The organism is Dinghuibacter silviterrae, assembly GCF_004366355.1.
GTDB lineage: Bacteria > Bacteroidota > Bacteroidia > Chitinophagales > Chitinophagaceae > Dinghuibacter > Dinghuibacter silviterrae.
Map to the genome: position 1 here is coordinate 1,491,869 of NZ_SODV01000002.1, position 13,053 is coordinate 1,504,921.

Consider the following 13,053-nt stretch of genomic DNA (forward strand, 5'->3'; position numbering starts at 1 on the left):
GTGGTCTGGCTCTTATTACTGGTAGCTACCCTTCCTTACAAAATCCTAAAAGGCAAAGTAGAGAGAAAGGATTTCCACACGTATATAGAGCGGTCTTTTACTTTACCCAAAGGTGTCAAACGGCTTAGGATAGAATTTTCGTATGACGGGCGGGAGCAGCGTACGGCCATCGATATCGGGCTTATGGATCCGGAGCGCTTCAGGGGATGGAGCGGCGGCGCCAGAAATACTTTTACCATCAGCGAGGAAGAGGCGACCCCCGGATATTTACCGGGGGTTCTTCCTGCTGGACAATGGACGCTTTTACTGGGCGTCCCCAATATCCGGGAGGGCGTGGTGTCCAATTATGAGGCGCGTATTTACATAAATGAGTCTTCTGACAAGCCCATCCATACGGAGGCCGGGTGGTATAGGGGCGATCTTCATATACACAGTGGACATAGTGATGGTAAATGTGCCGCGCAATCCGGTGTAGCGGTTCCCTGCCCTGTGTACCGGGTGGTGGAAACCGCGGTGAACAAGGGCCTGGATTTTATTGCAGTAACAGACCACAATACGACGTCCCAGGCTGACGCGCTACGCGAATTGCAACCGGCGTTTGATAAGATACTGCTGGTACCCGGGCGGGAAATCACTACATTTTATGGACACGCCAATATATTCGGGGTGACGGATTTTATCGATTTTAGAACGACGGACGCCACCTATGCCGCTGCGCGGGGCTGGATGAACGCCGTCAACAAAAGCGGGGGAATCATATCGATCAATCATCCGGGTCTTCCATCGGGAGAGAATTGTATGGGATGCGGGTGGCAAATAAAGGACATTCCGGATAAAGTCATCACCGCTGTGGAGGTCGTCAATGGCGCCACCATGAACCATAGCATAGGCGGCTGGGATCTCTGGCATCAAATGCTGAATAGCGGGCAGCATGTCACCGCCATAGGCGGCAGCGATGATCACCATGCTGAAAACATTGGAACACCCACCACGGTCATTTATATGAAAGCGCTGTCGGTGCAAGGATTAATCGATGGGATCCGGAGTGGGAGGGTTTTTATAGATATGGAAGGGGATAAAAATCATTTCCTTGATGTATTGGCTACCCATGGGAGGGATACGGTGTATATGGGAGGCGTGTTAAAGGTGGCGCCTTCAGATACCATTAATGTAACGGCCTATGTGAAAGGTGTCTCCGGAGGGAAAGTGGAATTTATCATGGACGGGCAGATAAACCCGGCATTGAGCCGGGATATTGCGTCGAACGACGAAAAAATCCAGGTGGATCCGGAAAGTCATTGGCACACGATGTATGTAAAGGTGCTGGATAAGGAAGGGAAGCTGGCTCTTGTGGGCAACCCTGTATATGTGGACACCCAGTGTGCGGAACCGGACAGTCGCCGGCGCTAAGAAAATCGCAACTGATTGATTATTAGAATGTAGCAAAATGGGTACTTTTTTGGCTGCGATTCTCGCGTATCCAAACCAAGCGCATGTTCAGGAACTACTTTACCATCGCCATACGCAACCTTCAGAAACACCGGTCGCAATCGATCATCAACATCGCAGGCCTTGCTGCCGGTATGGCCATCTCCCTGCTCATTGGCCTGTGGATCGCCGACGAGTTTTCCTTCGACCATTACCACAGCAACCACCGCCGCATCGTCCAGGTCATGGTCCACCATGAAGTGACCGGCGCCATGCGTCAGCGTGCCATCGCCGCGGGGTATACCCAGATGGCAGGGTATACCATATCCACTGCGCTCGGGCCCGCCCTGGCCAAGGGCTATGACGACGTTTTTCAAAAGACCGGCATGATCTCGGATGATGGGTCTTCTTTGCTCAACGTCGGCGACAAAGCCATCGCCGTCAATGGACAATGGGCCCAATACACCATTCCGGAGATCTTCACCTTCCATATTTTGGCCGGATCTGGCAGCGCCCTCAAGGACCCGTCCACCATGCTCATATCGCAAAGTACCGCCACCGCGCTTTTCGGTCATGCCGACCCGATCGGCAAGATCATCCGGCGGAACAACAACTCGACATTTTTCGTGGGCGGTGTCTATGAGGACCTGCCCGAGAACAGCACCTTCTACCAAATGGGTATCCTCCTGCCCTGGGAAAACACCGAGGCTGCCTGGCTCAACAGGAACGCCGACTGGAGCGATCATAGCGCCCACCTTTACGGCCTGCTCGCGGGCAATACAACCCCCGAACAGGCGACCGCCCGGATCAAAGAGCTCCCTACCCATGGCGCCTATATCGCCTGGCCGCGCAACCCGGAAGTAAAAGAAACCCTGATGACCTACCCGCTGGACCGTATTCATCTTCACGGCGACTTTAAATGGGGCATACCTGACGGCGGCCGCGTCCAGTTCGTATGGTTTTTTGGCATGATCGGAACCTTTGTGCTCCTCCTGGCCTGTATCAATTTTATGAACCTGTCGACCGCGCGCAGTGAACAACGGGCCAAAGAGGTCGGTATCCGCAAAACCATCGGTTCCCTCCGCAGCCAGTTGATCGCCCAGTTTCTCGGCGAATCCATCCTGCTTGCCCTGCTGGCGTTCGTGTTGGCCGCCGGCCTCGCTTACTTCAGCCTGCCCTTCTTTAACGGCATCGCCGCCAAACACCTGCAATTTCCGGCAGACAGCCTGGCATTCTGGGCCGTAGCCCTGGGCTTTACCCTGTTGACCGGTATCCTCGCCGGCAGCTACCCGGCCTTCTATCTCTCGGCGTTCCGGCCGGTAAGGGTCCTCAAGGGCCTCTTCCGCGCCGGCCGCGCTGCCGCACTGCCCCGCCAGGTGCTGGTGACGCTCCAATTCACCGTCTCGCTATCGCTCATTATCGGCACCATCATCGTCTTCCGCCAGATCCAGGTCGCTAAAGACCGCCCCGTCGGCTATACACGCGAAGGACTCATCACCGTGCCCATCAACACCGATACCCTGCAACACCGGGCCGATGCGGTACGCAATGAGCTATTGGCTACCGGAATGGTCGCTGGTGTCGCCGAATCCTCCCTCCCGACCACTTCATTTGGGAATGGCAACTCGCTGGAATGGGAAGGACAGACGGAAGATCAAAAGTATTTGAATTTCCACAACGTCAGTATCACCCCTGAATTCGGGCGCACCGTGGGTTGGACCGTCCTGCAGGGCCGCGACCTCTCCCGGGACTTCGCCACCGACACCAGCGCCATGCTGATCAATATGGCCGCCCTCAAATACGCCGGCTTCAAAAACCCGATCGGTCAACGCGTCAAATTCTATGGTAAACCCTACACCATCGTTGGTGTCGTCAACGATATGCTGGCCAACTCACCTTACGAGCCCATCGAACCCGCTATTTTCCTCGGCGACGGCTGGATGGGTGATTTCACCATCCGCCTCCAGCCCGGCAAACCCGTGCACGCCGCGCTGGCCGCCATCGAAGCGGTCTTCAAAAAGTTCAACCCCGCCAGCCCCTTTATCTATCACTTTAACGACGAGGTGTATGCGCAGAAGTTTGCCACCGAGACCCGTATCGGGGACCTCGCCGCCGTCTTCGCCGGGCTCGCCATCTTCATCTCCTGTCTTGGTCTTTTCGGTCTTGCTTCGTTCGTAGCCGAACAGCGCACAAAAGAGATCGGCGTGCGCAAGGTCCTTGGCGCGGGTGTACTCACCCTTTGGGCCCTTTTGTCAAAAGATTTCCTGCGTCTCGTCATCCTATCCATGTTTATCTCGATGCCCCTCGTCTTCATCGGCATGCACCGTTGGCTGCAGCACTACGCTTACCGCGCGCCCCTTTCCTGGTGGATCTTTGCTTCCGCCGGTGCCGGCATCCTGTTGATCACGCTCGCGACGGTCAGCTTCCAGTCGCTGAGGGCTGCACTGATGAATCCGGTGCGGAGCCTGCGCACGGAATGATCGGTAGCGCCCCGCCGCGCGCGTCAGCGCCCCGCCGCGTGCATCGCCCCGCGGAAGAACCTCCCGCACCCCGTCAGCTCCCAGGTATCCCATGACTTCAGCATCCCCGGCCACCAGGTGGTCTCGTACACCCATGCCACCCAGCTGATGCCGTGTTGCTCCAGGTATTGGGTGATCCGGGTGCCGTAGTGTTCCGCGCCGTCGGCGGGGTCGCCTTCCTTCCATTCAAAGCCGATCTCGGTGGCAATGACGGGGTATTTGCCGGCGGCAAAACCAAAGTCCTCGTCCCAGCGGGGCTCCCAGGGTTGACCGCGTTTGAAGGGGTAGGGGTGTACCACATAGCCGATCCCCTCGGCGTCGATGGGTTCTTCGTGCAGGGGCGTCAGGTCATACGCCCAGTCAAAACCGGCGACCAGGGGAACCGTTTGGCGGTCGAAGGACCGGACCAGGTGGATGAGGTCCTCGTTGGTCTTTTTCCATGTGGACCAACTGACCCGGCCCAGTTGGCCGTTATAGGTGGTGGGTTCGTTAAAAAGCTCGTAAAAGGCAACGGTGCTGTTGCCGGTGAAGTGTTGGGCGATGGTCCGCCAGAAAGAAAAGGTCTCCTGCAGGCTCGTGTTGTATATCTGGTCCTGGAAAAGCCCCGTCTCCAGGTTGCCGATGGAGTGCCAGTCGATGTCCACATACAGGCCGATGCGGCCGCACCAGCGTACGGCGGAATCCAAAAGGACCAGGTAGCGTTGGGGTGTTCGGGCTCTCCAGGCGGAGGGGTGGACCGGGAGACGGACCAGCGTGGCCCCCATATCCCGGACGTGTTCAAAAAGCGCCGGGTTCCAGTGTCCCTCCCGTTCGATCTTATCGGGATCGGCCACGGACAAACCGCGGAAAAGGACGGTATCTCCCTGGGTATTGACAAAACGGTTCCCCATGCTGTGGATGCGGGGGAGGGTTTGCGCCCGAAGGGTCAGGGGGCCCAGGGCAAGTAGTGCAAAAAAGAACTTGGAACGGAGCGACATAGGCACAAAGGTGCGTCATTTTGACATTAGTTCTTCCGTTAGGGGCTTATTAAGGCATCCATTAAGGCAGTCATCTTTATTTAGTGGTGACGATCACTTGCTAAAGCTTCACCGACTGTCTATGGAGGAATTGCACTGCATGGCCGGATTCAATGCCGGGAACGAAAAGGCGCTCCAGCATATATTCGACCTTTTTTATGAACGTCTTCGTTTTTTTGCCCGGGGTATCACCCAAAACGATATCCAGGCGGAAGACGTCGTCCAGGAGGCGTTTATACAATTATGGTCCAAAAAGGAGGGGTTTAACAGCCTCCGGGCCGTCAAGGCATTTCTTTACCTGGCCGTCAAAAACAGCAGCCGTAATTTATTGAAGCACGACAAAGTCGTTGCCCGTCATGCACCGTTTCTGCAGTCCGGCCTCGCCGGAGAAACGGTCCTCCACCGGATGATCGAGGCCGAGGTCCTGGCGGATGTACGCGCGGCCCTCGACCGGCTGCCGGAGGGCTGCCGGGAAGTCATCCACCTTTGTTATTTCGAAGGCCTGCGGAACCACGAAGCGGCCCGCCGCCTGGAGGTATCTATTAATACCATCAAAACCCAAAAGCTCCGCGGCCTGCGGATGCTGCGGCTGGGGCTGCGACATTTCCTGTTTTTTTGCCTGTGGGGTGTCCTCTTCTGTCACCCGTTTTGCCCTTTCGGTTGTTTTTAAAGGAGCGATGGACGAATTACAGTCATATCTCGATATTGCGGAACTGGCGGGCAAATTTCTAAAAGGGGAGATTTCCAGTGAGGAATGGACCAGATTGGACGCCTGGGTTACACAGGACCACCGGAATCGTATCCTTTGGGAGAACCTGACACGGGAGTCATACGTACAACAGCAATTGGACGGCTTTAAGGAGGGGGATCCCGGGATCGCCTGGCAGAAACTTTTGTCCGCCATCCGTTCCGCACCCGAGGATGCGGTGCCGGGGGAGCCTGAACCCGCCGCGGCGGAGCGCACCACGCCCCCGCGCCGACCGATGCTCGCGCTGGCACGCTATGCGGCCGCCGCCGCCATCCTCGCGGCCATAGCCATCTTCGCCTACCGCAGGGAGGCCCCGCACCCCGCCCCGGCGCCGATCGCGGCGAAAACCCTCGACGACATCCATCCGGGCGCCGCCAAGGCACAACTCGTCTTAGGCAACGGCCGCGTCCTCGCACTGGGCGGCAATAAAAAGGACACCATACGGGAGGACGACGGCTCGCAGGCCGCCACGACCAAAACCGAGCTAAAATATGCGAATGCCGGCGCCAACCTCAATGAAAATGCGGAATTCAATTCCATGATCACGCCCCGGGGTGGGGAATACGAATTGGTTTTGTCGGACGGTACGAAGGTGTGGCTGAACGCCGCCTCCAGCATCCGTTATCCCACGCGGTTTACGGGTCGGGAACGAAAGGTCTGGCTGGAAGGGGAAGCCTACCTGGAAGTCGCCAGGGACGCGGCGCATCCGTTTATCATAGAAACCCCCAGGACGGAAGTGACGGTACTGGGGACCTGCTTCAACATAAAATCCTATAAGGACGAACCCTACGAACGGACGTCCCTGGTGGACGGCAGCGTAAAAGTAGGCACCGTCGTGCTACAGTCCGGCATGCAGGCGACCGTGACCACGGGTCAAAAAATAGAAAGCGGCGACGCCGACCTGGAAGAAGCGCTGGCCTGGAGGAACGGGCTTTTTGTGTTTGAGCACGAGCCCCTGGAAAGTATATGCCGGAAGCTGTCGCGCTGGTATAATGTGGACTTCCGTTTCGAGGATCCGAAGTATAAAAGCCTGCGCTTTACCGGGCGGGTCAAACGCGACGACCATATCACAGGACTCCTGCGTATGCTGGAGTCGACCTACCGTGTCACCTTCGAGCAGTCGGGGCTGACGCTTACGGTGAAAGGACAATAAACCATTTTTTTCCTACCTCCTTTCACCCACTTTGCTCCTCTGGTTGTTTCCATTCATACAAAACTTGCTTGCATTATGAATAAAATCAGACAGGCCGTATGCCTCTTGCTGGCGTTTTTGGGAACGATAGGCTTAACCGCCGGGAGACCCGCCCAGGAGCCCCGGCTGACGGTCTCGCTCAAAGACGCGCCTTTGTCAAAGGTGTTCGAGCTCATCCAGAAAAAAACGGACTACCAGTTCATGTATAACGACGACGTCCTGGCGGGGGCTCCCCTGGTCAGCGTCCACTTGAAAAATGCGCCCCTATCCGAAATACTGGAGACCTGTTTCCAAAGCGCGCACCTGCGCTACAAGATCGACGACAAGACGATTCTCGTGATGGCGCCCGAGCAAACAACCCCTGCGGTACAACAACCACCGGCCGTGGTACATGGCGTCGTTCGGGATGAAAAAGGTGCCCCGATCGAGGGCGTGAGTGTGCTCATCAAGGGCAGCACCAAAGGCACGACAACGGACGCGGAAGGTCACTTTTCGATCGATGTTCCGGGGGACAAAGACGTGCTTGTTTTTTCCTATATCGGCTTTGCGAAACAGGAAAAGACGGTCGGCGCTTCCAAAACGATGGTCATCACGCTGAAGGTGTTGGACAACAGCCTGAATGACGTGGTTGTCGTCGGGTATGGCACGCAAAAAAAGGTGAATGTGCTCGGTGCCGTCTCCGTGGTCAAGTCCGACGAGTTGGTGGTGACCAAAAACGAGAACGTCGTCAATATGCTAACAGGCAAGGTGCCGGGCATGCGTATCCAGCAAATGAGCTCGGAACCGGGGTCCTTCAATACGGCGTATGACATCCGGGGTTTTGGCAGCAATGCCACCGAAAGCCCCAGCCCCCCCTTGATCATCATCGACGGGGTTCCCCGCAGCAGCGGTGACTTTTCCCGGATGGACCCTTCCGAAATCGACAACATCTCCGTGTTGAAGGATGCCTCTGCGGCTATCTACGGGGTGAAGGCCGCCAACGGCGTCATCCTCGTGACGACAAAGCGCGGCGCCCGGAACGCCAACGGGAAATTTAATATTAATTATTCCTTCAACCAGAGCTGGCAGCAATTCCTGGACGTGCCCAAAACAGTCAATGGGGCGCAATACATGGAGCTGTATAACGAATCCATCAAGCGGAATTACCAGACCAATATCGTGTCGACAGCGCCCCCCGCTTTTTCCGATAGCCTTATCCAGGAATACGCCACGGGCAAACTGCAATCCACCGACTGGATGCACGCGATTACCCGGCCTTTTGCCCCGGAAACACAGCACAACCTGAATATGACCGGCGGCAGCGACAAGGTCAATTACTTTTTTGACTTGGGCTATATGACGCAGGGCAGCCTGTTCAAGACGAACAGCATCAACTACGACCGGTGGAACTTCCGAAGCAATGTCAACCTCAATTTCACCAAGCGGTTAAGGGGTGCGGTGCTGGTATCCGGGTATTCGGACACCAAAAACGCGCCGTACGCGTCGGTGTGGACCATCTTCAAGTATGCGGAAAACCTGCTGCCCACGGACCCGATCTATGCCAACAACAACCCGCTGTACCCCCACCTGGAGCCGGACAACAGCAACCCGGTGGTGATGACGAATTCGAACCTGGTTGGTCAGAATACGTACAAGAACAACAACTTTCAGGGGCAGATGCAACTGGAATACGACGTCCCCGGTATCCCCGGCCTGATGGCAAAGGGGATGTATAACTATGGCTATAGCGTATCGGACAATACGATCATCAACCAGGCGCATAACCTGTACACCTATGATGCCATCAACAACGTGTATGACGCGACCACGGTGTCTTCGCCTTCCTGGGTGCAGCGCCAGTACTATACCAATACCAATACGCTGATGCAACTGTCCTTGAACTACCACCGGCAGTTTGCAGGGGCGCATAACGTCACGGGCCTGATGCTGTATGAAGAAAACTATGGCAAAGGCGACAACTTCCAGGCGCAGGAAAGCTTTTCCCTGGGCATACCCTACCTGTTTGCCGGGAACGCCGGTGACTATAATTACCTGAAAGCCCTGCAAGACGGTAGCGGTCTGGTCAACCAGGTGACGAAAAGCATCATCGGCCGGTTTGACTATGACTACAAGGGCCGGTACCTGGCGGAATTTTCCTTCAGGGACGACGGTTCCAGCAAATACAGCCCCACCGGGCGTTGGGGCTTTTTCCCCGGAGCCCTGGTCGGCTGGCGGATCAGTAATGAACCGTTCCTGCAAAAGCTGATCGCCCCGAGCATATTGAACAACCTGAAGGTCCGGGCGTCTTACGGTAAGTTGGGGGACGACGGGGCCCTGAACTACCAATGGGTATCGGGTTATTCCTACCCGGGTCCGGGTGCGGTCCTCAACGGTTCCTATACCGGTGGTGTGGTGTCCCAGGGGATACCCGACCCAGGCCTGACCTGGATGGTGTCCAAGACCTTTAATATCGGGGCGGACTTCGACCTGTACAACGGGCTTATCGGCGGCAGCTTTGACTACTTCAAGCGTACGCGGACGGGTATACCGGCTACGCCAAATGCCCAGCTACCCGGAACCTCGGGTTTGCAGCCGCTGCAAGCCAACCTGAATGGAGACGTGACAAGAGGGGTGGAGCTCACGCTGACACACCGGCACTCCATCCGCGATTTTTCCTATAACGTCGCCTTTAACATCGGCTACAGCAGAAACCGGTATGCCTTCCAGGAGGAAACGCGCGCCAGCAGCCAGTACGATCAATACCTGTACTCGCTGACGGGCCGCAACACGAACATCTGGTGGGGCTATATCGCCGAAGGCCGGTTCACGAGCTATGCGCAGATACAAAAATATGAGGCCAATACGGGCGGCGGCAACCAGAATGTCGTTCCCGGCGACTACTACTATAAGGACGTCAACCACGACGGCGTCATCGATCAGAAGGACATGGTGCCCATCGGCATCCGGGATCTCCCGCTGCTCAACTATGGCCTGACGCTGGGCGCGAGCTGGAGGCATTTCGACCTCTCCGTGCTGTTCCAGGGTTCGACGGACTTCCATGTACAATACGCGGAACAATTGTCACAACCGCTGATGTATCAGCGGAGCGCGCTGGTCGAGTTCATGGACAGGTGGCACCCCAAAGACCCGAATGCCAATATGTTCGACCCGAATACGGTGTGGGTGCCGGGGTACTATCCTACGACCGGTTCGACCGAAGCACAGGGTACCGCTGCCGTTCAGAATGCCTCCTATCTGCGGATCAAGACGCTGGAGATCGGCTATTCCCTGACCCGGAAGCTGCTGACCAGGGTAGGTATCCAAAACCTGCGCGTGTATGTCAACAGCTATAACCTCGCCACGTTCACCCATCTGAAATACAGCGACCCGGAACACCCCGGTGTCACCGGATCGACTTCGGCGGGGGACTCGCGGATCAACCAAGACTGGAATATTTCGCAAGGCGGTTACCTGTATCCGGAAAACAGAACCTTTAGCGTCGGGGCTTCCGTCTCCTTCTAAAATGTACAACATGAAAAAAATTAAATATACCATAACGATACTGGCCGCATACATCCTGGCATCCTGCCACAAGCTGAATGTGCCCCCCCTGAACATCATCAGCGAAGACCAGGTCTTCAGCTCCGCCAACGGTGTGGAAGCGTACCTGGCCAATATTTATACGTTCCTGCCCATGGAAGACTTCGTGTACGAGCCGAACGGCGGCTTTATGACGGGCAACGGGGGACGCTGGCAGTGTTTTTATCATACCGATGCCATTGACGGCGAAATGGCGGGTCCCTTCGGGGGTACCGGTGACGCGGCCACCGGTTTTGGATTCTGGCCCTACGACCGGATCCGCGTGATCAACATCCTGATCAACGACCTCCCCAAATACGCCAGCCTTTATACACCGGCCCAGGTAAACGAATGGCTGGGGGAAGCCTACTTCTGCAGGGCGTATACCTATTTTGCCATCGTAAAACGGTATGGCGGTGTTCCCATCGTCAAGACTGTCGTGGATCCCAATGCCAGCATCGCCAGCCTCCAGGTGCCGAGGAACACGGAGGAGGACTGTTATAAATTTATCGGCGCGGACTTTGACACCGCCTACTCCCTGATGTGGGTACCGGGGGCGAGCGGCAACCCGTCGATCGAACAGGGCGCCGCCAGCAAATACGCGGCCATGGCCTATAAGTCGAGGGCCATGTTGTACGCGGCGACCATTGCGAAGTATGGCGCGGCCAACTATGTCGACGGGCCAGCAAGAGCGGCAGGTTTGGTAGGTATCCCAGCGGGGGACGCGAATACGTTCTTCCAGGCGGCTTATGACGCCGCCAAGCTGGTGGAAGGACAGTTCAGCCTGTACACGGGCGGTTATCCCGACAAGGAACAGAACTATGTCGACCTGTTCCTGAAACCCAACAACGAGCAGATCTTTATCCGCCAGTATTCCCAGTCCGATCCCAACCTGAACAGCGACAACTCCGGGCCGCACAGCTGGGACGCCACGATGACCTGCCGCATCATGACGGGCGACGGTCTTTCCAGGGCGTATCCCGACTACGACTATGTGGAACGCTACGGCGAGCTGCCCATCGTCAACGCGGACGGGACGCCCACACGGTTTAACAACCTGGCGGATATTACCAATGGTCTCGAACCCCGGTTGCTCGCGACCGTTTATTTCCCGGGCATGACGCTGCGTGGACAAACCTTCGACCAGCAAAGAGGAATCTATAAAACGTTTACCGGCAGTGCCGCACAGGAACTGAGCGATAACCTCAATACACCCAACGACGTGTATGGGCAATATCCAGATACCGCCGCGGGTGTCAACCTGATCTTTAGCTCCAGCTCGAATAACGTGTATGCCGGTCATAACGTGATCGGAAGGGCGGGTTTCAACCCGTCCACGGGTGACGATAATACCCGTACCGGTTTCTATTTGCGGAAGTACATCAACTACAATGCGCCCGCCTCCGCCTGCGGTCTGTACCAGAGCACCCAAAGCTATATCGACATGCGGTATGCGGAAGTGTTGCTAAACCGGGCCGAAGCCGCTTATGAACTGGGCAATACCGCCGACGCGCTCGCGGACATCAACGCGATCAGGGACCGGGCCGGTGCCGTGGAAGCGACCAACAGTATGACGATCGACACCATCCGCAACGAACGCGACAAGGAACTGGCCTTCGAACACCAGTACTGGTGGGACATCCGGAGGTGGCGGATTGCCGACCAGGTGTTGGATAACCGGAAACTGTACGGCCTGATGCCCTACTATATCTCTTCGGAAAACAAATTCATTTTCCTGAAGCAGATAGAAACTTTCCAACGGACCTATACCTTCCAGAAAATCTGGTATTATGAACCCTTGCCGGGCGGTGAGCTGGCAAAGAATCCCAATCTGTATCCCAACAATCCAGGGTACTAAAACTTATGCGCATGAAAAATTTTTTGATAGCAGCGTTGGTCCTTGCCGCCTATTCCTGCGCCAAGACCGATAACTATGCCGCCCCGAATTCGACCTACCAGGGGAACCTGATCGACAGCGTAACGGGAAAGAATCTTTTAACGGAAACCGGCGGCGCGTCACTCATGCTCAAACAGTTGAGCTGGAGCGGTACCCCCGATCCCTACTATATACCCACCAAACCCGACGGCTCTTTTGAAGATACCCGGATCTACAGCGGGCAGTACAGTGTACTCCCCACCCAGGGCGCTTTCTGGCCGACCGACAGTGTCGTGACCCAAATCGGTGGTTCGACCAGCCAGAATTTTACGGTCGTGCCCTACCTGGAGATCACCCATTTCACCGATACCCTGAGCGCCGATTCACTGGTGATGACCTGTCAGCTCATGGCGCCGAGACAAAACGGCCTGCCCGAAATACTGGAAATCTGGCCTTTTGTGAATTCGACGGAGTTCGTTGGCAGTGGCGCCTTTATCACGAACTTTACGATTTCCGACCCCTCCAACGGCAGCTACAACCTGGCTGCGATCAACAGCAACTGGAACGCCACGATCGCGGCGACGACCTACCGGTTGGTGGTTCACGGATTGATCGCGGGCCGCACCTATTTCGCCCGGCTCGGGGTGCGCGTCAATGACAGCTACAGGAAGTATAATTTCAGCCCCATCGTAGAAGTGGATGTACCGACAAAATAA

General features: G+C 56.3%; 8 protein-coding genes. 7 read left to right on the forward strand and 1 reads right to left on the reverse strand.

Going from position 1 to position 13,053, the window contains the following annotated elements; genetic code table 11:
* Entirely contained in the window at nt 1-1,410 is a 1,410-nt protein-coding gene (locus EDB95_RS23455; protein ID WP_133998184.1) for a CehA/McbA family metallohydrolase, read from the forward strand.
* 83 nt (nt 1,411-1,493) lie between these two features.
* Nucleotides 1,494-3,908: an ABC transporter permease gene (locus EDB95_RS23460; RefSeq protein ID WP_133998188.1), complete on the forward strand. Its 2,415-nt coding sequence runs from the start codon at nt 1,494-1,496 to the stop codon at nt 3,906-3,908.
* 23 nt (nt 3,909-3,931) lie between these two features.
* Here EDB95_RS23460 and EDB95_RS23465 read toward each other — a convergent pair whose 3' ends face one another.
* Nucleotides 3,932-4,924 (reverse strand): glycoside hydrolase family 5 protein, encoded by a 993-nt coding sequence (locus EDB95_RS23465; RefSeq protein WP_133998191.1) that lies wholly within the window; start codon nt 4,922-4,924, stop codon nt 3,932-3,934.
* A 121-nt stretch (nt 4,925-5,045) separates the two neighbouring features.
* On the opposite strand from EDB95_RS23465, the gene EDB95_RS23470 reads away from it, so the two are divergent.
* The 5 genes from EDB95_RS23470 to EDB95_RS23490 all read left to right on the forward strand — a co-directional run bounded on the left by EDB95_RS23470 (nt 5,046) and on the right by EDB95_RS23490 (nt 13,053).
* Complete coding sequence (locus EDB95_RS23470) at nt 5,046-5,633, forward strand: RNA polymerase sigma factor (RefSeq protein ID WP_162852752.1); 588 nt, start codon at nt 5,046-5,048, stop codon at nt 5,631-5,633.
* A 7-nt stretch (nt 5,634-5,640) separates the two neighbouring features.
* On the forward strand, nt 5,641-6,864 hold the full coding sequence (locus EDB95_RS23475; protein ID WP_133998197.1) for a FecR family protein: 1,224 nt from the start codon (nt 5,641-5,643) through the stop codon (nt 6,862-6,864).
* A 75-nt stretch (nt 6,865-6,939) separates the two neighbouring features.
* Nucleotides 6,940-10,404, forward strand: coding sequence for a TonB-dependent receptor (locus EDB95_RS23480; RefSeq protein ID WP_133998200.1), 3,465 nt, complete (start codon nt 6,940-6,942; stop codon nt 10,402-10,404).
* Nucleotides 10,405-10,414: 10 nt separating this feature from the next.
* Nucleotides 10,415-12,319 (forward strand): RagB/SusD family nutrient uptake outer membrane protein, encoded by a 1,905-nt coding sequence (locus EDB95_RS23485; protein ID WP_133998203.1) that lies wholly within the window; start codon nt 10,415-10,417, stop codon nt 12,317-12,319.
* A gap of 11 nt (nt 12,320-12,330) precedes the next feature.
* Nucleotides 12,331-13,053 (forward strand): DUF3823 domain-containing protein, encoded by a 723-nt coding sequence (locus EDB95_RS23490; RefSeq protein ID WP_162852753.1) that lies wholly within the window; start codon nt 12,331-12,333, stop codon nt 13,051-13,053.